Origin of the sequence: Prauserella marina, assembly GCF_002240355.1 — a bacterium.
Lineage (GTDB): Bacteria > Actinomycetota > Actinomycetes > Mycobacteriales > Pseudonocardiaceae > Prauserella_A > Prauserella_A marina.
This window is the reverse complement of record NZ_CP016353.1, coordinates 3,461,540-3,480,917: the sequence shown is the minus strand read 5'-3', so window position 1 is coordinate 3,480,917 and position 19,378 is coordinate 3,461,540. Positions and strand designations below refer to the sequence as shown.

22 protein-coding genes are annotated in these 19,378 nt (G+C 68.9%); 19 read left to right on the top strand and 3 right to left on the bottom strand.

Annotation, left to right across the window (positions count from 1 at the left end; all coding sequences use genetic code 11):
- Positions 1 to 1,800, top strand: a complete 1,800-nt coding sequence (locus tag BAY61_RS16290) for a branched-chain amino acid ABC transporter ATP-binding protein/permease (protein WP_091805274.1) — start codon at positions 1 to 3, stop codon at positions 1,798 to 1,800.
- On the top strand, positions 1,797 to 2,525 hold the full coding sequence (locus tag BAY61_RS16285) for an ABC transporter ATP-binding protein (protein ID WP_091804745.1): 729 nt from the start codon (positions 1,797 to 1,799) through the stop codon (positions 2,523 to 2,525). Before BAY61_RS16290 ends, BAY61_RS16285 begins: the two co-directional genes overlap by 4 nt.
- 10 nt (positions 2,526 to 2,535) lie before the next feature.
- Here the strand turns inward: BAY61_RS16285 and BAY61_RS16280 are convergent, their stop codons facing one another.
- The gene (locus tag BAY61_RS16280; protein ID WP_091804742.1) at positions 2,536 to 3,120 is read right to left on the bottom strand and encodes a TetR/AcrR family transcriptional regulator; all 585 of its coding nucleotides are present in this window, start codon (positions 3,118 to 3,120) and stop codon (positions 2,536 to 2,538) included.
- A gap of 304 nt (positions 3,121 to 3,424) precedes the next feature.
- Here BAY61_RS16280 and BAY61_RS16275 point away from each other — a divergent pair, with 304 nt between their 5' ends.
- Both BAY61_RS16275 and BAY61_RS16270 read left to right on the top strand, forming a co-directional pair.
- Positions 3,425 to 4,639: an ABC transporter substrate-binding protein gene (locus BAY61_RS16275; RefSeq protein WP_170140198.1), complete on the top strand. Its 1,215-nt coding sequence runs from the start codon at positions 3,425 to 3,427 to the stop codon at positions 4,637 to 4,639.
- 15 nt (positions 4,640 to 4,654) lie between these two features.
- Positions 4,655 to 5,524: an SDR family NAD(P)-dependent oxidoreductase gene (locus BAY61_RS16270; protein ID WP_091804738.1), complete on the top strand. Its 870-nt coding sequence runs from the start codon at positions 4,655 to 4,657 to the stop codon at positions 5,522 to 5,524.
- Between the two features lie 24 nt (positions 5,525 to 5,548).
- Here BAY61_RS16270 and BAY61_RS16265 read toward each other — a convergent pair whose 3' ends face one another.
- A complete protein-coding gene (locus BAY61_RS16265) occupies positions 5,549 to 6,313 on the bottom strand; it encodes an enoyl-CoA hydratase/isomerase family protein (protein WP_091804735.1) in 765 nt (254 codons plus the stop codon).
- Positions 6,314 to 6,436: 123 nt separating this feature from the next.
- Between BAY61_RS16265 and BAY61_RS16260 the strand changes: the two genes are divergently transcribed.
- Genes BAY61_RS16260 through BAY61_RS16215 form a run of 10 tightly spaced genes read left to right on the top strand, consistent with a single transcriptional unit; the run spans position 6,437 to position 14,680 of the window.
- Positions 6,437 to 7,300 carry a CoA transferase subunit A gene (locus tag BAY61_RS16260; RefSeq protein ID WP_091804733.1) on the top strand — a complete coding sequence of 288 codons (864 nt, stop codon included), beginning with the start codon at positions 6,437 to 6,439 and terminating at the stop codon, positions 7,298 to 7,300.
- The gene (locus tag BAY61_RS16255) at positions 7,297 to 8,100 is read left to right on the top strand and encodes a CoA-transferase subunit beta (RefSeq protein WP_091804731.1); all 804 of its coding nucleotides are present in this window, start codon (positions 7,297 to 7,299) and stop codon (positions 8,098 to 8,100) included. The genes BAY61_RS16260 and BAY61_RS16255 overlap by 4 nt, the downstream gene beginning before the upstream one ends.
- Positions 8,101 to 8,114: 14 nt before the next feature.
- Positions 8,115 to 9,170, top strand: a complete 1,056-nt coding sequence (locus BAY61_RS16250) for an NAD(P)H-dependent flavin oxidoreductase (RefSeq protein WP_211323589.1) — start codon at positions 8,115 to 8,117, stop codon at positions 9,168 to 9,170.
- Positions 9,167 to 9,952 (top strand): SDR family oxidoreductase, encoded by a 786-nt coding sequence (locus BAY61_RS16245; RefSeq protein WP_091804725.1) that lies wholly within the window; start codon positions 9,167 to 9,169, stop codon positions 9,950 to 9,952. The genes BAY61_RS16250 and BAY61_RS16245 overlap by 4 nt, the downstream gene beginning before the upstream one ends.
- A 27-nt stretch (positions 9,953 to 9,979) precedes the next feature.
- On the top strand, positions 9,980 to 10,423 hold the full coding sequence (locus BAY61_RS16240) for an FAS1-like dehydratase domain-containing protein (RefSeq protein ID WP_091804720.1): 444 nt from the start codon (positions 9,980 to 9,982) through the stop codon (positions 10,421 to 10,423).
- Positions 10,420 to 10,836 carry a MaoC/PaaZ C-terminal domain-containing protein gene (locus BAY61_RS16235; RefSeq protein ID WP_091804718.1) on the top strand — a complete coding sequence of 139 codons (417 nt, stop codon included), beginning with the start codon at positions 10,420 to 10,422 and terminating at the stop codon, positions 10,834 to 10,836. Before BAY61_RS16240 ends, BAY61_RS16235 begins: the two co-directional genes overlap by 4 nt.
- A gap of 14 nt (positions 10,837 to 10,850) precedes the next feature.
- Positions 10,851 to 11,633 carry an enoyl-CoA hydratase family protein gene (locus BAY61_RS16230; protein WP_091805270.1) on the top strand — a complete coding sequence of 261 codons (783 nt, stop codon included), beginning with the start codon at positions 10,851 to 10,853 and terminating at the stop codon, positions 11,631 to 11,633.
- A 22-nt stretch (positions 11,634 to 11,655) separates the two neighbouring features.
- The gene (locus BAY61_RS16225; RefSeq protein WP_091804715.1) at positions 11,656 to 12,813 is read left to right on the top strand and encodes an acyl-CoA dehydrogenase family protein; all 1,158 of its coding nucleotides are present in this window, start codon (positions 11,656 to 11,658) and stop codon (positions 12,811 to 12,813) included.
- A gap of 4 nt (positions 12,814 to 12,817) precedes the next feature.
- Positions 12,818 to 13,798 (top strand): acyl-CoA dehydrogenase family protein, encoded by a 981-nt coding sequence (locus BAY61_RS16220; protein ID WP_091804712.1) that lies wholly within the window; start codon positions 12,818 to 12,820, stop codon positions 13,796 to 13,798.
- Between the two features lie 36 nt (positions 13,799 to 13,834).
- Positions 13,835 to 14,680, top strand: a complete 846-nt coding sequence (locus BAY61_RS16215) for an enoyl-CoA hydratase (protein ID WP_091804709.1) — start codon at positions 13,835 to 13,837, stop codon at positions 14,678 to 14,680.
- Here the strand turns inward: BAY61_RS16215 and BAY61_RS16210 are convergent, their stop codons facing one another.
- The gene (locus tag BAY61_RS16210) at positions 14,681 to 15,262 is read right to left on the bottom strand and encodes a TetR/AcrR family transcriptional regulator (protein WP_091804707.1); all 582 of its coding nucleotides are present in this window, start codon (positions 15,260 to 15,262) and stop codon (positions 14,681 to 14,683) included. It lies immediately after the preceding gene.
- 272 nt (positions 15,263 to 15,534) lie between these two features.
- Between BAY61_RS16210 and BAY61_RS16205 the strand changes: the two genes are divergently transcribed.
- The 5 genes from BAY61_RS16205 to BAY61_RS16185 are packed head-to-tail and all read left to right on the top strand — an operon-like array spanning position 15,535 to position 19,347.
- A complete protein-coding gene (locus tag BAY61_RS16205) occupies positions 15,535 to 16,116 on the top strand; it encodes an FAS1-like dehydratase domain-containing protein (RefSeq protein ID WP_211323578.1) in 582 nt (193 codons plus the stop codon).
- The gene (locus BAY61_RS16200) at positions 16,113 to 16,535 is read left to right on the top strand and encodes a Zn-ribbon domain-containing OB-fold protein (protein ID WP_091804701.1); all 423 of its coding nucleotides are present in this window, start codon (positions 16,113 to 16,115) and stop codon (positions 16,533 to 16,535) included. Before BAY61_RS16205 ends, BAY61_RS16200 begins: the two co-directional genes overlap by 4 nt.
- A complete protein-coding gene (locus BAY61_RS16195; protein WP_091804698.1) occupies positions 16,532 to 16,966 on the top strand; it encodes a hotdog family protein in 435 nt (144 codons plus the stop codon). Before BAY61_RS16200 ends, BAY61_RS16195 begins: the two co-directional genes overlap by 4 nt.
- A complete protein-coding gene (locus BAY61_RS16190; RefSeq protein WP_091804695.1) occupies positions 16,963 to 18,141 on the top strand; it encodes a lipid-transfer protein in 1,179 nt (392 codons plus the stop codon). Before BAY61_RS16195 ends, BAY61_RS16190 begins: the two co-directional genes overlap by 4 nt.
- A gap of 60 nt (positions 18,142 to 18,201) precedes the next feature.
- Complete coding sequence (locus tag BAY61_RS16185; protein ID WP_091804692.1) at positions 18,202 to 19,347, top strand: steroid 3-ketoacyl-CoA thiolase; 1,146 nt, start codon at positions 18,202 to 18,204, stop codon at positions 19,345 to 19,347.
- Positions 19,348 to 19,378 lie beyond the last annotated feature (31 nt).

Here is a 19,378-nt window from a genome sequence, read left to right as displayed (position 1 = left end):
GTGGCACTCGTCCGGACTCTGCGCACGATTCCCTCGTGGGTGCTGCCGCTCGTGCTCGGTGCCCTGCTCATCGCGGCACCGTGGCTCGGCATCAGCTCGGGAACCCGCAGGCTGCTCTTGCTGACCTGCATACTCGCGCTCGTCACCAGCGGGCTCAACCTCAGCTTCGGCTACGCGGGCGAGCTGGCGCTCGGCCAGACGGCGATGTACGCCACCGGCGCCTACCTGACCGGCTATCTCGCGATGAACTGGGCCAACGATCTGCTGCTGCTCATCGCGATCGGCGCGCTGGCCGCGCTCGTGGTCGGACTCGTCTCCGGGATACCGGGGCTGCGGCTGGGCGGCTGGTCGCTGGCGATGACATCGTTCTTCCTCGTACTGCTCGTGCCGCAGCTCATTGAACTGCTTGAGCCCTACACGGGCGGCGCGGTGGGCATGGTCGGCATCCCCGGCCCGAAGCTGTTCGGGACCGAACTGGACACGATCACCTTCTACGTCGTCGTCGCCGTGGTGACCGTCGCCTGGTTCGTCGTCATCCGCAACCTCATCACCTCGCGGCACGGCGTCGCGTTCCAGGTGCTGCGGCAAAGCCCGGTGCTCGCCTCGTCGCTTGGCATCTCGGTGTACCGGTTGAAACTGACCGCCTACGCGGTCGGGGCGATCCCCGCCGGGATCGCGGGAGCGTTGTTCGCTTTCGCCGACAAGTACCTTTCGCCGGGTTCGTTCGGCTTCACCATGGCCGTGACGGTTCTCGCGGCCTCGATCCTCGGCGGGGCGAAGAGCATCTACGGCCCGCTCATCGGCGCCGCCGTGATGCAGTACGGGCCGTTGCGCTCCACGGACTTCGAGCAATACGCCCAGGTCGTCTACGGCGCTTTCCTGATCATCGCGGGAACGCTCGTCGCCAACGGCCTCGCGGGGCTCGCGAAGAAGGGTATCGGCAAGCTGGTGGCCCGCTGGGATCCGCCGGAAGCGCGCCCGGGATCGGTGGCTGCTGAACCCGAGGTGCCGCTGCCACCGCTGGCCGGAGCGCGGCTGCGGGCCGAGGACGTGCACAAGCGATTCGGCGGACTGCGAGCGCTGGGCGGCGTGAACCTCACCGCCGAGCCGGGCCGGATCACGGCGCTGATCGGGCCCAACGGCTCTGGCAAGACCACGCTGCTCAACATGATCTGCGGCTACTACCGCACCGACGCGGGCACGATCACGATCGGGGAAACGGACATCACGGGAAAGCCGACCCACCGGGTCGCGAGGGAGGGCGTCGCGCGCACCTTCCAGACCCCGCTGTTCCCCGAGCACATCACGGTGCGGGAAGCGGTGGCCGCCGGTGGCTACACCGCCCGCTACGTGGGCATGCCCTCCTCGATCCTGCGCCTGCCTCGCTATCGCAAGGCGGCCGAGGCCAACGACTCCGAGGTGACCACCATGCTGCGGCTGGTGGGCCTCGAACACCTCGCCGACGTCGAAGCCGCGTCGCTGCCGCTTGGCACGCGCAGATTGCTCGAAGTGGCGAGGGCGCTCGTCGCGCGGCCGAAGGTACTGCTGCTTGACGAGGTCGCGTCCGGTTTGGACGAAGACGAGGTCGACCGGCTCGCCGTGCTCATCAGGCGCATCAGGGACGCCGGTCCCGCCGTCGTCCTCGTCGAGCACAACTTCCGCCTCGTGCTCGACCTCGCCGACACGGTGACCGTGCTGGCACAGGGAGAACTGGTCGCCGAAGGCCGTCCGGCCGAGATCGAGAACCACCCGAGGGTGCGTTCGGAATATCTCGGGATCAGGCAGGAGGTCACGCCATGACCGACGATCCGCTGCTGCGTGTCGACGGCCTCGCCACGGGATACGGCGACATTCGCGCGGTATGGGACGTGTCGCTGCGCGTCCACGCCGGTGAGGTGACGGTCCTGCTGGGCCGCAACGGCGCGGGCAAGACGACGACCCTGCGCGCCGTCGCGGGACTGAACAAGGCCGAAGCCGGGTGCATCACGTTCGACGGCGAGGACATCACCGGCGTGCGCGCACATCGCAGGGTCGGGGCAGGCATCGCGTTCGTCCAGGAGGGCAAAAGGGTTTTCCGGCGCAGGACCGTCGAGGAGAACCTGCTGCTCGGCGGATACAGCACGGGCAAGGGCAAACACAAGCTGCGCGCCGAACTCGGCCCCGTCTACGACATGTTCCCCGTGCTCGCCGACCGCAGGCGCACCGTATCCGGTCAGCTTTCCGGTGGACAGCAACAGATGCTCGCGATCGGACAGGCACTCATGGCCAAACCGGCGCTGCTGATGTTGGACGAACCCTCCGGTGGCCTCGCGCCGTCCGTCGTCGCCGAAGTCATGGCGACCGTGTCGACGTTGAAAGCCTCCGGCATGGGGGTGCTGCTCGTCGAGCAGGCCGCCGCGGCGGCACTGGAGGTCGCCGACCAGGTCACCGTGCTCGACGTGGGCAAGGTGGTGCTCGACCGGCCTCGTGCCGAGGTCGCCGACACCAATGCCTTGCTGGACGTCTACTTCGGCAGGGCGGGCTGAGCGCGGGGAGTCACCGAGGTACGAGACCGTCGAGGAAGGTCGAGACGAAGTCGTCGGCGAACTGCTTCATCGTGTACTGCCGGGTTGGTTTGAACCAGCGGACCGAAAGCCACAGCGCGTCCCGCAGCATCCGGTAGAGCACGCGTGGCGGGATGTCGGACCGGAAGTCGCCGGAAGCGGCGCCGGCTTCGAGCACGTTGATCCAGGTCTTCTGGATGGTGTTGGCCGACACCTTGATGTGGTTGTAGCCCTCAAGCGACATCAGGTAGTTGCCGCTGTTCTGGTAGATCTCGGTGGCGTGCGGGTGGGATTCGATCACCGCGAGCGAGCCGTGCACGAGCTCGGCCAGTTCCGTACGGGGGTCGTGGCCCGCGGCCATGATCTCCGTGTAACGCGCGCTCAGATCGTCGAGATAATTGGTGACAATGGCGTCCACCATTTCATCTTTCGATTTGAAATGGTGGTACAGGCTTCCCGAAAGTATGCCGACGGCATCGGCGATCTCGCGGACCGTGGTCGCCACGATCCCCTTGCTGGCGAACAGAGTTGCCGCGTGTTGCAGAATAACCGAGCGACGATCCTGCGGCGCTACCATTGTGTTCCCTTCCGGCCGCGAACGGCAGCCTGTGTAACGCCGTATTTGCCAATCAAGCGCTTGTTACACCTGTCGATTGAGCCTACCGCACCCCGATGTCCGCGGGTGAGCGGGGCGGGAACACATTCATCCGGATGGCACCGGTGTGCGCGCGGCGCCCGTCGTCCCGGCTGGCGGAAACAGCGCCCCGGACACCGGTTCAGGTCTGTGGAACCGGGTCTTGACGAGGGGTGACGCCGCTCCTACGGTAGCCCGACCAAGCGCTTGCTACTGGTGGCAGGCCCTGTGTCGAAGGAGACCAGGCGTGTGGAAGCGAATCGGCGGGATTCTGGCGGCTGCCCTTCTCGCGGGCACCGCCTGCGCCCCTGACACCGGCGAGGAAGCGACGGACGAGAACGCGCCATACCGGATCGTCCAGTTGCTCGGCCAGAACCAGCCAGGCCCCGCCGCCCTTAATGCCAAGGCCGCCGCGCACGCCGCGGAGGCGGCGGTGGCCGTACTCAACGAGCGGGGCGGCATCAACGGTCACCAGGTCGACCTGGAGATCATCGACGACGGCGGCGACCCGACCACCGCCGTGACCAAGCTCCAGGAACGGCTCGGCAACGGGCCGAAACCGAACCTGGTGCTTCCCGGAAACACGAGCGCGGAGGCGCTGCCGATGGCGCCGATCATCACCGATGCCGAGATCTTCTCCGTGCAGCAGGCATCGGCCGACGAACTCGACGATCCGGCGAAGTACCCCTATTTGTTCAAGGTGCCGCCCGTCCCCGACACCTGGGCGAGAGGGTTCGCCGAATACGCCGAGGACAACGGCGTGAAACGGGTCGCGATGATCGCCGGTAAGGACGCCTTCGCGCAGGCGACGGTGCACGCGACGAGGAAGGCGCTCGACGAGGCGGGGCTGACGCTTTCCGGCGAGGAGACCTACACCGCCGAAGACCTCGACGTCACCGCGCAGCTGGAACGACTGAGGGCCACCGATCCCGATCTCGTGTTCATGCAGGGCGCCGGCGCATCCGTCGGCTATGTACTGGAGAGCAGGCGCAAGATCGGCTGGACCGGCCTTCCGCTCGTGGCCGACTCGACCTCGGCGGTGACCTCGCTGCTCAACAGGCCAGCACCCGAAGGGCTGGTCGGCACCCCCGCGACGGAGAACGTGCATCTTCAGGTGCTCGCGGGCGCGGTGCAGGGAGCCGAGGCGGCCCGGTCCGAACCACTGGAGACGATGATCGCCGCGCTCAAGGAGAAGGGCGACATCGCACTGCCGCTCAACGCCTACTTCGCCTACGACGGCATCATGCTCGCGGCCAAGGCCGCTGAGGAGACGGGCACGATCACCGACGCCAAGGCGCAGACCGAATACCTGGAAGGGATGACCCCCGGCGAGACCGGGCTGTGGGCGCTGTCGAACTACACGTTCACGCCCGAATCGCACGGACCCGCCATCGACCCTGGCGCCGTCGCTGTCGTGCCGGTCTCGGTGCTGACCGACGGCCGCTACGCGAGCGGACAGTGAGGACGTGGTGGCCCGATGCGGCACCTGAGTGGCAAGGCCGTGGTGATCACCGGCGCCGGCAGGGGGCTCGGTGAGGCGTACGCGAGGGCGGTGGCCGCCGAGGGTGCCTCGGTGGTCGTCAACGACCTCGACGCGGAACTGGCCGACGAGGTCGCCGCGTGCATCGTCGGAGCGGGAGGGACGGCCGTCGCCCACCCCTGCGACGTGAGCGAATGGGACCAGGCCGCAGCACTCGTCGAACGGTGTGTCACCGAGTTCGGCACCATCGACGGGCTGGTGAACAACGCGGGGTACTTCTCGCTCGCCCTTCCGCAGGAACAACGACAGGAAGCGTTGCGCCGCACCGTGGACGTCAACCTCGTCGGCACGGCCGCGTGCGGGGTGCACGCGCTGCGGCACATGATCGGCCGAGGCACCGGGGTCGTGCTCAACGTGACCTCGGGTGAGCAGATGGGCAAGACCGCGTCGGCGATCTACGGCGCGACCAAGGCCGCCGTGGCCACGCTGACCTATTCCTGGGCCGAGGACGTCCGCGAACACGGCGTGCGGGTCAACGCCGTCTCGCCCAACGCGCACACCGCGATGGCTGCGGTCTACGCCAGGTACCGGGGTGAGGCAGGCGCCCAGAACACCGGCATCGCGCCGGCGACCAACGCGCCGCTCGTGGTGTACCTGTTGTCGGAACTGAGCGCGGCGGTCACCGGCCAGGTGGTGCGCCTGGCCGGTGACGAACTGATGCTGTGCACGCATCCGGCGGTACTCGACCCGGTTCTGCACAGTGCCGAGTGGACGGTGGAGGCGATCGCCGAGGCATTCGACCGCGACCTGACCGGCAGGCAGCAACCCTCGGGTGTGCGCAGGGTCGCCTCCACGGTGCTGGCGTGAAGGGATCCCTCCTCGGCGATACACCTACCCTGGGGCGGGGTCGGCCCACCGGGCTCGCCGCTTCTCGGTGAACGCACGCGCGCCCTCTGCCGCGTCGGGGCCCGCCAGCAGCGTCGCGGTTTCCGCGAGATTCGTCTCGCGGCGCCGCTCGGCCGTGAGCGTGAGCGCGCCGAGCAGCAGTCGTTTCGTGGCCGCGATCGCGGCGGGGGAGTGTTCGGCGATCCTGGCCGCGAGCGCGATCGCCGCGGATTTCACCTGCCCGGCAGGCACCACGCGGTTGACCAGACCGAGTTCGGCCGCCCTCGGCGCGGAAAGGGGGTCGCAGGTCAGCGCGATCTCCATCGCCACCGCCAGTGGCAGCTGAACCGGCAGGTCGGTTCCGCCTTCCGTCGCCGCGATACCCCGGCTCGCCTCGGGAAGCGCGAACACCGCGTGGTCGGCGGAGACCCTGAGATCGCACGCCAGCGCCAGTTCGAAACCGCCGCCGATCGCGGCGCCGTTGATCGCCGCGACGACGGGTTTGGGATATCCGTCCCGCAACAGGTTCACCGGCCTCGTCGCGGGACCGGGGATACCGTGCTCCGCGGCGGCCTTCAGGTCGAGGCCCGCGCTGAACGCCTTGTCACCTTCGGCGGTCAGCACGACCGCGCGCACCCCGCCGTCGCGGGCGGCGGCAAGCAGCGCGTCCCGCAACCTGACCATGGTGTCCGCGTCGAGCGCGTTGCGCACGTGTGGCCGGTCGATCGTCAGTACCCGCACCGCGCCGGCCCGCTCGTCTCGCACCGTCATTTTCGTTCTCCTCACTGGTAATCCGGCCACCTCACGGAGCTTGACGGGTGGGACCTGACTGGTACTGTAGCCAACCAAGCGCTTGCTACATACCGCCACGTCGACAAGCCAGGGGAGCTGCGCATGGCCGACAAACGGATGACGGGGACAGAAGTGGTGTCCCGGCTGGAATCCGGGATGACCATCGGCATCGGCGGCTGGGGTTCTCGCCGCAAGCCCATGTCACTGGTCAGGGAAATCCTGCGGTCCGAGCTGACCGACCTCACCGTCGTCAGCTACGGCGGCCCCGACGTCGGGTTGCTGTGCGCGGCGGGGAAGGTGCGCAAGCTCGTGTTCGGGTTCGTCTCGCTGGACTCGATCGCGCTCGACCCGCATTTCCGCGCGGCACGGCAGGCGGGCGACATCGAGGTCGCCGAATACGACGAGGGCATGCTCCAGTGGGGGCTCTACGCGGCAGGGCTGAACCTGCCCTTCCTGCCGACCCGCGCGGGCCTCGGCTCCGACGTAGTCACCCACAACCCCGAGCTGCGGACCGTGCCGGACCCCTACGGCGGCGACGAGGTGCTCGCCATGCCCGCGCTTCGGCTCGATGCCGCGCTCGTGCACATGAACCGCGCCGACATCCACGGCAACGCCCAGTTCCTCGGGCCGGACCCCTACTTCGACGACCTGTACTGCATGGCCGCCGAGCAGGCTTTCGTTTCCTGCGAGAAGATCGTGCCGACGGCCGAACTGACGGCGCGAGCGCATCCCGCGACGCTCAAGATCAACCGCATGATGGTGACCGCCGTCGTCGAGGCACCAGGCGGGGCGCACTTCACCTCGTGCGTCCCCGACTACGACAGGGACGAGGCGTTTCAGCGCGAGTACGTCGCGGCAGCGGTGGATCCGGCCGCGTGGAGCGCCTTCGCGGACCGCTACCTCAGCGGTGTCGAGCAGGACTGGCACGCCGCGGTGGTGGCGAGGGCACAGGAGGTTCCGGCATGACGGAGACGGCGACGCCGGGCGGCGCGGCCACCTCGGCACCGGCGGCTCCCGCGACGAGGGCGGAGGTGTGCGTCGTGGCCTGTGCCAACGCCTTCCGCGGCAACGGCGAGGTGCTCGCCAGCGCGTTCGGGACCGTCCCCGCGATCGGGGTACGGCTGGCGAGGCACACATTCTCACCCGACCTGCTGCTCTCCGACGGTGAGGCGAACTTGCTGCGCGGGACGTGGCCGGTGGGCGGCCCGGCCACCGGCGAAATCGAGGCATGGGCACCGTTTCGTACCGTGTTCGACCTGGTGTGGCACGGCAAACGGCACGTCATGATGATCCCCTCGCAGGTCGACGGGCACGGCAACACCAACATCTCGGCCATCGGCGACTACCGGCGGCCCAAGGTGCAGCTGCTCGGTGTCCGCGGCGCGCCCGGCAACACGGTGAGTCACCCGACCAGCTACTGGGTTCCCAAGCACTCGAAGCGGGTTTTCGTGTCCGAGGTGGACATGGTCGGCGGGGTCGGCACCGACAGGGCCGCGCAGGCGGGACCGGCCGCGCGGCGCTTCCACGACCTCCGGCGGATCGTCACCAACCTCGCCGTTCTCGACTTCGCCGACGACGGCACGGTGCGGCTGGCCTCGGTCCACCCAGGTGTCTCCGTCGACGAGGTCGTCGAGGCCACCGGTTTCGTGCTCAGCGGAACTGACGGCGCCGTCGTGACGACGCCGCTGCCCTCGGCCGACGAGCTGGCGCTCATCAGGGACGTGCTCGATCCCGGCAACCTTCGGGACAAGGAGGTTCCGGGGTGAGTGTTCCCTCCGCGCTGCGGACGAGAGCCTGCGAGCTGTTCGGCGTGCGGTACCCCATCGTGCAGACCGGAATGGGCTACGTGTCCGACGCCGGTCTCACCGCCGCGACCGCGGAGGCCGGTGGCCTCGGCATCCTCTCCGCCGGACTGCTCGGCTACGACGAGCTGGCCACGGCCATCGAGCGGGTGCGGTCGGCGACCGACAAGCCGTTCGGCGTCAACATCCGTGCCGATCAGCCCGACGTCGAGCGCAGGATCGACCTGTTGATCAGCACCGGCGTCAAGGTGGCCTCGTTCGCGCTCGCGCCCCGCCAGGAGCTGATCGCCAAATGCAAGGACGCGGGCCTTGCCGTGGTGCCGTCCATCGGCGCGAGGCGGCACGCGGAGAAGGTCGCGGCCTGGGGAGCCGACGCGGTGATCGTGCAGGGCGGTGAAGGCGGCGGGCACACCGGAGGCGTCCCGACCAGCCTGCTGCTGCCGCAGGTCGTCGACGCCGTCGACATCCCGGTGATCGGGGCCGGCGGCTTTTTCGACGGCAGGGGGCTCGTCGCGGCATTGGCCTACGGCGCCGACGGCATCGCGATGGGCACCCGGTTCCTGCTCACCACGGACTCGCCGGTGGCGCGGCAGGTCAAGGACGTCTACCTCGGCAAGACCGTCAACGACACGGTGCTCACCACCGAGGTCGACGGCATCCCGCAGCGGGTGCTCCGCGCCGGCACCGTGGAGAAGCTGGAGAACAGCTCGGCGCCGGGCAGGCTCGTGCGCGCGGTGCGCAACGCGATCGCGTTCCGCAAGCTGTCAGGGACGAGCTGGTCCGACCTCGTCCGAGAGGGCCTGGCGATGCGGCGGGGTGGCGGACTGAGCCTGAGCCAGGTCGTGATGGCCGCCAACGCGCCGATGCTGTACCGGTCGGCGTTGCTCGAAGGCTCCGCCGACGTCGGTGTGATGGCGACAGGGCAGGTGGTCGGGCTCATCGACGACCTGCCGAGCTGCGCCGAGCTGATCGACCGGATCATGACGCAGGCCGCCAGGGTGCTGCGCGGCTTCGAAGGAGGTGCGCGCCCGTGACCGGCACCGGCACCGCGTGGGCTGGGCCCGCGCACGGACTGCTCACCGGCCGCACGGTGGTGGTCACCGCGGCGGCGGGAACCGGCATCGGCTTCGCGACCGCCCGCCGCTGCGCCGAGGAGGGCGCGACGGTGGTGATCAGCGACCGGCACGAACGGCGCCTCGGCGAGGCCGCCGACCGGCTCGCCGAACTGACCGGCACCAAGCCGCTCGCCGTCGGTTGCGATGTCACCGATGGCGCCGCGCTCGACGCGCTGATGGACGCCGCCGTCGCCGAGCACGGCGGTATCGACGTGCTGGTGAACAACGCGGGGCTCGGCGGGACGGCCAGCGTCGCCGACATGACCGACGAGCAGTGGGACGCCGTGATCGGGGTGACGCTGACGGCGACCTTCAAGGCGACGCGCTCGGTGTTGCGGCACATGATTCCCGCGGGAAGGGGCGTGATCGTCAACAACGCTTCGGTCATCGGCTGGCGGGCCCAGCGCGGGCAGGCGCACTACGCCGCGGCGAAAGCCGGAGTCATGGCGCTGACCCGCTGCTCGGCCATGGACGTCGCCGAGCACGGAATCCGCGTCAACGCCGTGTCACCGAGCATCGCCATGCACGAACACCTCGCGAAGGTCACGAGTGACGATCTGCTGGCAAGCCTCTCGGCGCGGGAGGCGTTCGGAAGGGCCGCGCAACCGTGGGAGGTCGCCAACGTCATCGTTTTCCTGGCCAGCGACTACTCGACCTACCTGACCGGTGAGGTCGTTTCGGTCAGCAGCCAGCATCCCTGACACAGCGTCCACAGTGGAGGAACAAGGATGGTCGACAGCGCGGCGGAGGGCACGTGGGGCGTGCCGTTCCGGATGGACGTGGAACGGGGCAAGATCAACGAATTCGTGCGGGCAACCGGAGGAACCGTCGATCCGGCCGAGGAACACCCGCACGCGCCGCCGACGTTTCTCACCACCACATTCTTCTGGCAGCACGGGGAAAGCGATCCGTGGCCCTCGGTCGAGCTCGACCAGCGGCGAGGACTGCACGCGGAGCAGGAGTACACGTTCTTCGGCCCGCCACCGAAAGCGGGGACGACGCTCACCTGCCGTTCGCGCATCGGCGAGGTGTACACCAAGCCGGGCCGCAGGGGCGGCGAGCTGACCTTCGCCGTGATGCACACCGATTTCCACGACGAGAACGGCACGCTGGTGGCGAGAGCGACCATGACCGGTGTCGAGACGGCACGCCCACCCGAGGAGCAGTCATGACCGTGCCCGCACCACCGAAGCCGTGGGTGATCGGCCCCGTCACCCGCACCGACTTCGTGCGCTACCAGGGTGCTTCCGGGGATATGAACCCGATCCACCACGACGAGCGGTTCGCGCGTGCGGCCGGATTCCCCTCGCCGTTTTCCGTCGGCATGTGGCAGGCGGGACTGCTCGGCAGCTACGCGACCGAATGGCTCGGCGCGGCCAACGTGCGCGACTTCCGCGTCCGGTTCCGGCAGCAGGTGTGGCCGGACGACGAGCTGACCTGTTCCGGAACCGTGCTCAGGGAGTACACGGTGGATGGAACAGCGATGGTGGACGTGGAGCTGACGTGCCTGAGACAGACCGGTGAGGTCGCCGTGACGGCATGGTCGAGTTTCGTCGCGGACGGACCTCGGGAAGGTGGCGACTGACCGTGCACGAGCCGATGGAACAGTTTCCCCCGAGGGACCCCGACCCGGTCACGCGCCTGACCCATGCCGATGGCGTCGCCGAGATCGTCATGGACAACCCGCCGGTGAACGCGCTCCCGGTCGCGGGCTGGTTCGCCGTCGCCGAGGCCGTCGAGGCCGCTGGTGCCGATCCCGAGGTGCGCGTAGTGGTGTTGCGCGCGCTCGGCAAGGGATTCAACGCCGGTGTCGACATCAAGGAAATGCAGCGCACCGAGGGATTCAGCGCGCTGCTCGGCGCCAATCGGGGCTGCTACGCGGCGTTCAAGGCCGTGTACGAATGCCCGGTGCCGGTGATCGCCGCGGTGCACGGATTCTGCCTCGGCGGTGGTATCGGGCTCGTCGGCAACGCCGACGTCATCGTGGCCTCCGACGACGCGACCTTCGGGCTGCCCGAGGTCGACAGGGGAGCGCTGGGGGCGGCGACCCACCTTTCCCGCCTGGTGCCACAGCACCGGATGCGGGCCATGGTATACACCTCGGCGACCGCGACGGCGGCGGAGCTGCACGCCTACGGCTCGGTGCACGAGGTCGTCCCCGCGGCGCGGCTGCGGGAAGCGGCCATGACCCTGGCAGGGCAGATCGCCGCGAAGGATCCGACCGTGATCCGCGCGGCCAAGGCGTCGCTCAACGGCATCGACCCGCAGGACGTCAACCGCAGCTACCGCTTCGAGCAGGGATTCACCTTCGAACTCAATCTTGAAGGGGTCGCCGACAAGATCAGGGACGAGTTCGGCGGCGAACGGAAGGACGGCTCATGACGACCGGATCGGGCTGGTCCGGATGGACGTGACCTGGACGCCACGAGAGCGGGATTTCCGTGCCCTGGCGCGGGAATGGCTGACCGAGCACGTTCCCCGCGAACCGCTTCCCTCCGGCGACACCCGGGATGGATTCGCCGCGCACCTGGAATGGGAACGGACGCTGTTCGAGCACCGGTGGTCGGTGGTGTCGTGGCCGCACGCCTACGGCGGCAGGGACGCCTCACTGTGGGAATGGCTGATCTTCGAGGAGGAGTACTACCGGATCGGAGCTCCGCAACGCGTCACCCAGAACGGGATCTTCCTGCTCGCGCCGACCCTGTTCGAGTTCGGCACGCGGCGGCAGCGGGACGAACTGCTGCCCCGTATGGCCTCGGCGACCGACCTGTGGTGCCAGGGCTGGTCGGAACCCGGAGCGGGCAGCGACCTCGCCGGTATCCGCGCCAGGGCCGAGCGGGACGAGCAGGCTGGCGGCTGGCTGCTGAACGGGCAGAAGACCTGGACGACCCGGGGTGCGTTCTGTACGCACCTTTTCGGGCTTTTCCGCACCGATCCCGCGCAGGAGCGGCACCGGGGGCTGACGTACTTCCTGGTTCCGCTGGATACGCCCGGTGTCACCGTGCGCGGGTTCGACCGCCTCGACGGCGACGAAGGCTTCGCCGACGTGTTCTTCGACAACGTGTTCGTGCCGGACGAAGACCGGCGCGGCGTGCCCAGCGTGCTGGGTGAGGTCGGCAAGGGCTGGCAGGTTGCCATGGCCACGACGGGCTCGGAACGGGGACTCACGCTGCGCTCACCAGGCAGGTTCCTGCGAACGGCCGACCGGCTCGTCGAACTGGCGCGCGAGCGACAGCACGAGGTGTCCGATGGGCTCGTCGAGCGGATCACCGAGGGCTGGATGCGGGCGCAGGCATACCAGGCGTTCACGCTGGCTCAGGTCACCGACATCGTCGAGGGCCGCCCGCCGGGAGCGAGGTCGAGCATGAACAAGGTCTTCTGGTCCGAATTGGACATCGACCTGCACGAGACGGCACTCGACCTGCTCGGCCCGGACGGCCAGCTCGACGGGCCGTGGAGCAGAGGTTTTCAGTTCTCCCTCGCAGGGCCCATCTACGCGGGTACCAACGAGATCCAGCGCAACATCATCGCCGAGCGTGTGCTCGGCCTGCCGAGGAAGTGAGCCCATGCGTTTCGCGCTGACGGCCGAGCAGCACGACCTTCGTGAGGGAGTGCGTGAGCTGGTCGACCGGATCGGCAGACCCGCGCCACTGGATCCGGAACTCGCGCTTGCCGCGCTCACCGACGTCGGCGCGTGGGGATTGCTGGCCGGTGACGACCACGGCGGACTGGGACTCGACGAAAACCACCTGGTCGCGGTCCTCACCGAACTCGGCCAGGCCGCGATGCCGCTGCCGCTCACCGAGACCATCGCCTTCGCGCCCGGTGTGCTCGCCGCGGCCGGGCTCGGCGACGCCGTGGGAACCCGCTGCGCGGCCGATCCCGCCGCGCGCGGAATCGTGCGGCACGCGCTGAGCGCCGACTGGGTGCTGCGTGGTGGCTTCGGGGGTACCGGCGCCGTCCACGTCGTCGACCTCGCCACCGCGACAAGGCAACCGGCCGCGGGGACCGATCCGGCGGGTGGCCTCGGCCGGATCGAGGGAGGCAGTGAACTCGCCGTGGTCACCGACCAGGCGGTGGTGCGCACCGCGTGGTCGCGAGGAGTCCTCGGCTGCGCGGCACAACTCGTCGGGCTCGCCCGGCACATGCTCACGATGACCGTCGACTATGTACGGACGAGAAACCAGTTCGGCGTCCCGGTCGGCAGTTTCCAGGCCGTCAAGCACCAGCTCGCCACGGCGGCGATCCAGCTCGAATTCGCCGCGCCCGTCGTCGCGAACGCGGCCTTCGCCGTGTCCACCGGCGACGAGAGCGCCGAGCGCGACGTGTCGACGGCGAAGGCGCTCGCCTCGGACGCGGCGACCGCGATGGCCGCGACCGCGATCCAGTGCCACGGCGCCATGGGTTACACCACCGAGTACGACCTGCACCGGTATCTCAAGCAGACGTGGGCGCTGGCAAGGGATTGGGGATCCGCGCGGTGGCACAGGGCCAGGGCCGCCGACCTCCTCGGCCTGCGGTACGGCGGAACCGTACCGGCGCACTGACAGTCACCCGGCGAGAACAGCGGAAGGGAGCGCGACATGAGCGACACCACCGAGGTGGTCACCTACGAGCGGCGCGACGGCGTCGCAGTGGTGACCATGAACCGGCCCGGCTACCGCAATGCCCAGAACTCGGCGATGACCTACGCGCTCGACGCCGCGTTCTACCGGGCCGCCGCCGACGACGAGGTGCGCGCGATCGTGCTCGCCGGGGCGGGAAAGCATTTCTCGGCAGGCCACGACATCGGCACCCCGGATCGTGACGTGGACACGTCCTTCGACCGGCGCGCCGGACTGTGGTGGGATCACGTCGGCAAGGACGGCGTCGACAACCGGCTTGCCAGGGAGTCCGAGGTGTACCTCGGCATGTGCAGGCGATGGCGGGAACTGCCCAAACCGATGATCGCGATGGTGCAGGGGGCCTGCGTCGCCGGTGGCTTGATGCTCGCGTGGTGTTGTGACCTCATCGTCGCCGCCGACGACGCCTTCTTCGCCGATCCGGTCGTGCGGATGGGAATCCCCGGCGTCGAGTACTTCGCGCACCCGTGGGTCATGGGCCCGCGCTTCGCCAAGGAGTTCCTGTTCACCGGCGGCAGGTTCGACGCTCAGCGGGCGCTGGCGCTCGGCATGGTCAACAGGGTGGTGCCGAGAACCGAACTGGAGCGGGAGACCTTCGCGATGGCCGGGCAGATCGCCGAGATGCCGAGGCTGGGGCTGGCGTTGACGAAGAAGGCGGTCAACCAGGCCGAAGACCTCATGGGCATGCGGTCCGGGATGGACGCGGCGTTCGGCTGGCACCACGCGGCTCACGCGCACAACGCCGAGGTCGGTGGTGACTCGCTCGCCGGTCAGGACGCGAAGTCGATGAAGGCATCCGGCCAGTGATCAGCGTGCCGCGAAACCGTTGAAGAACAAGGTGATCAGGAGTTCGGCGAACTCCTCCTTCGAGTGTTCCGCGCGAATGGGCCAGTGCATGGTGGCCCACAGCGAATCCCGCACCGAACGGTAGAAGATCTCGGCCGGGACGTCGGCACGCAGGCTTCCGTCGGCAACCCCCTCGCGGATCGCGGCGAGCCAGTACTCGCGCACCGACCGCGAGGACCGGTCGACCGGCTCAAGTAATCCGTTGTCACGCAGGTAGGTGCGATCGTTCTGGTAGATCGCGGTCGGGTTCGGGTGCAGCTCGATGACCGTGAGGGTTTCGGTGATCAAGCCCCGCACCGTGGCTTCCGGCGTGTGTGTGCGTGCCGTCACCGCCGCGAACCTGGTGTGGATGTCGTCGAGGTAGCGGCGCAGGATTTCGGCGACGATCGCGTTCTTGGCAGGGAAGTAGTGGTAGAGACTGCCGGAGAACACGCCCGCCGTCTCGCCGATCTCTCGTACCGTCGTCGCCGCGATTCCCTTGGTGGCGAACAGGGTCGCGGACACGGTGACGATCTGCTCCCGACGGTCCGGTCCTGGTCCCACCTCGGTCTCCAGCCGTCGCGTGGTCGTTGGCCGGGCCGATGCTAGGGCACAAGGTGCTCGTCCGGTGCCGTCGTTCCGTCTGGTGGGCAGATGGTGGGTGGTTGAACGCGCATCTCGCGCGCCTGGGTGCGGATCTCGGCGTCCTGGGTGCGGATCTCGGCGTTCAGGTTGGGGGACTCGCGGGTTTTGGTGGGTGGGAGCGGAGCTGTCGGGCCGGGGATTCTGCTGTTATCGTCGCCGAATCAAGCGCTTGCTCAAGAGTGGAGGTGCTGGTGGCGGCCGAAAGTCTCGAAGCCAGGCTCGCCGCGTTCGTCGGCATCGAAGCGGAGCCGCCGAGGACCGCGAGGTATGCGGTCAACGAGGCGATGATCCGCAACTGGGTGGAAGCACACGACGACGCCAACCCGGTGTACGTCGACAGGGCCGCCGCCGAGGAGACGGGCCGCCCCGGCATCGTGTGCCCTCCGGCGATGATCTCCACGTGGGTCATGGCCGGTTACCGCAGGCACAGGGAAATCCACCGGATGCGCGCCGAGGGTGTCGTCGAGGACTTCGCCTACTCCCGGCTGTCGCGCCTGCTCGACGAGGCGGGTTACACCTCGGTCGTCGCGACCAATGTGGACCAGACGTACCCGCGTGACGTCCGTCCTGGCGACCGGGTCACCGCGCACATCACGATCGAGGCGATCTCGGGCGTGAAGAACACCGCACTGGGGCAGGGCCGGTTTCTGACGCTGCGCAAGCGCTACCACGACGCCGATGGCGAACTGCTCGCCGACGAGCGTTTCCGGTTGCTGCGCTTCAAACCCGGCGGGGGCGCCGAGGACGACGAAGAACGGGAGGGGCGGGCATGAGCGAGCAGCCACGCACCGCGGTGCCCCGGCTCGTGGTGACCCAGGACAACGAGTTCTGGTTCATCGCGGCGAGGCAGGGAAGGCTGGAGATCCAGCGCTGCGCGGACTGCCACACGTTGCGGCATCCGCCCGCGCCCGCGTGCGCGAGCTGCCGTTCGCTTTCCTGGGACAGCGTGCAGGCGAGCGGGAAGGCGACACTGCACAGCTTCACCGTGATTCACCATCCACGGGACGCGGCGTTCGGCTATCCGCTGCTCGTCGGACTCGCCGATCTGGAGGAAGGCACGAGGCTCGTCGCCGACATCACGGGCATCGACCGCGACGAGCTGGCGATCGGGATGGAACTGGAGGTGGCGTTCGCCGAACATCCGCACGGCGAGACGCTGCCCCAGCTGCGCAAGCCGGGGAGTGCGGCATGAACGCGTTCGGAGTGAGCACGGGAACGGAACTGCCGCCATTGGACATCGCGCTCGACCGGACCATGATCGTCGCGGCCGCCATCGCCTCCCAGGACTTCGAGGACGTGCACCACGATCCCGGCAAGGCGCGAGAACGGGGCACCCCGGACATCTTCCTGAGCATCAACTCCACCAACGGCCTGCTCAACCGCTACGTCACCGACTGGGCAGGCCCCGGCTCGCGGATCACGGCGACCTCACTGCGGCTCGGTGTGCCCGCGTTTCCCGGCGACACGCTCCGGTTCACCGGCACCGTGGGCGAAGCGGCACCAGGCGAGGTCACGCTGAGCATCACGGGAAGCAACGCTCGCGGCGCGCACGTCACCGCGACCGTGACCGTGGCACCTACCGCGGAGCCGGATACCGGGGCACGACGGGGAGAAACGACATGAGCGGCACGTTCTCGGGAGTGGCCGCGATCGCGGGCATCGGCGCGACCGAGTTCTCCAAGAACTCGGGGCGCAGTGAATGGCAGCTCGCCTGCGAGTGCGTGCTCGCCGCGCTCGACGACGCCGGGCTCGGCGTCGAGGACGTCGACGGGTTCGCGTTGTTCACGATGGAGAACAACCCGGAGATCGCGGTGGCCCGCGCGCTCGGGATTCCCCGGTTGTCGTTCTTCAGCAGGATCCCGCATGGCGGCGGCGGAGCATGTGCTCCGGTGCAGCAGGCCGCGCTGGCCGTGGCGACCGGCGTCGCCGACGTCGTGGTCGTGTACCGGGCTTTCAACGAACGCTCCGGCCACCGGTTCGGGGCCGGACCGCCGCCGTTCGCCTACACGCCCTCGACCGACCAGGAGTACCGCAACTGGATCAACCCTTACGGCCTGCTGACCCCCGCGCAGCAGGAAGCCTTCCTCGCCACGAGATACCTGCACAAGTACGGTGCCACGACGGAAGACTTCGGCAGGGTGTCGGTGTTGTCGCGCAAACACGCCGCCACCAATCCGAAAGCCTGGTTCTATCAGCGGCCGATCACCCTTGAGGAGCACCAGAACTCGCGGTGGATCGCCGAACCGCTGCGGCTGCTCGACTGCTGCCAGGAAAGCGACGGCGGGCAAGCGCTCGTGATCGTGAGCACCGAGCGGGCGCGCGACCTGCGGCATCCGCCCGCGGTGATCCGCGCCGCCGCGCAAGGCAGCGGCCCGCGGCAGATCTCGATGAGCAGCTACTACCGCGACGACATCGACCGGCTTCCCGAGGTCGCCTACGTCGCGGAGCAGATGTGGCGGCAGGCGGGAATCGGGCCTTCGGACATCGATGCGGCGGTGCTCTACGACGCCTTCACGCCGATGGTGTTGCTCCAGCTGGAGGAGTACGGGTTCTGCGGCATCGGCGAGGCGAAGGACCTCATCGCGAGCGGCGCGCTGGAACTGGACGGGAAGCTGCCGGTCAACACCCATGGCGGGCAACTCGGCGAGGGCTACATCCACGGCGTCAACGGCATCGCCGAAGGCGTCCGGCTGGTACGAGGAACCTCGGTCAACCAGCCCGCGAAAACCCTTGACCACGTACTGGTCACCGGCGGTTCGCCCGTGCCGCACAGCGCTGTCGTACTCGGAACCGGCTGAATCCCGGGAGGCGGTACCGAACCCAGCGAGTCCACAAGGCCCACCGAGGAGACCGAAGGAATGCCGCAACGAATTCCCTCGACGAGCGCGGTACTCGTCGATGCGGCGCGGACCCCGTTCGGCAAACGGGACGGCGCGTTGTCCGGCGTGCACGCCGCCGACCTGCTCGGTGCGGTCCAGCGCGGCGTGCTGGACCGCACCGGGGTCGCGCCGGACTCGGTGGGGCAGGTCATCGGCGGCTGTGTGACGCCGATCGGCGAGCAGTTCGGCAACATCACCCGCACCGCGTGGCTGCACGCCGGTCTGCCCGCCGCTACCGGAGCCACCACGATCGACGCGCAGTGCTCCACGGCCTTGCAGGCCGTGCTGCTCGTGGCCGGCCAGATCGCGACGGGCTCGCTCGACGTGGGTCTCGCCTGCGGCGTCGAGGTCATGTCGCGTGTGCCGCTGACGCCGAAGTCCGGTCGCGGGCTCGGCACCCCGCGACCGGAAAACTGGGCACTCGACACGCCCGATCAGTACACCGCCGCCGATCGCATCGCGGCCCGCAGGGGGTTCGGCAGGGCCGACATCGACGCCTACGGGCTGCGTTCCCAGCGAAGGGCTGCGACGGCGTGGCGCGAACGGCGCTTCGCGAGGCAGATCATCCCCGTCGCCGCTGGCGGCGGGCTGGTCGAAAAGGATGAGGGGCTTCGCGACACCAGCATGGCCGCGCTGGCGGCGCTGACTCCGACGAAACCGGACGGCCTGCACACGGCGGGTACCTCCTCGCAGGTCTCCGACGGAGCGAGTGCCGCGCTGCTGATGTCCTCGCGCGCGGCAGAGGAGACCGGCGTGACGCCGCTCGCGCGCCTGACCGCGCACCGCGTCGTCGGCGGGGACACCGAGTACCTCCTCGACGGGCCCGTCGAGGCCGCGTCCCTGCTGTTCGAGCGCACCGGAATGACCGTCGCCGACATCGACCTCTTCGAGGTCAACGAGGCGTTCGCGGCGGTGCCGATGTCGTTCGCGCGTGTCCACGGCATCGCCGAGGACCGGCTCAACGTCAGCGGCGGGGCCATCGCGCTCGGCCATCCGGCCGGAGCGACCGGAATCCGGCTGCTTGCCACCGCGCTGGCCGAACTGGAGCGAAGGGACGCCAGCACGGCCATGATCGCCATCTGCGCCTCGGCTGCCACGAGCTGCCTGATCCTGGAACGCCTGTGAACTGTTCCAGCCGCAACGACATCGACAACGG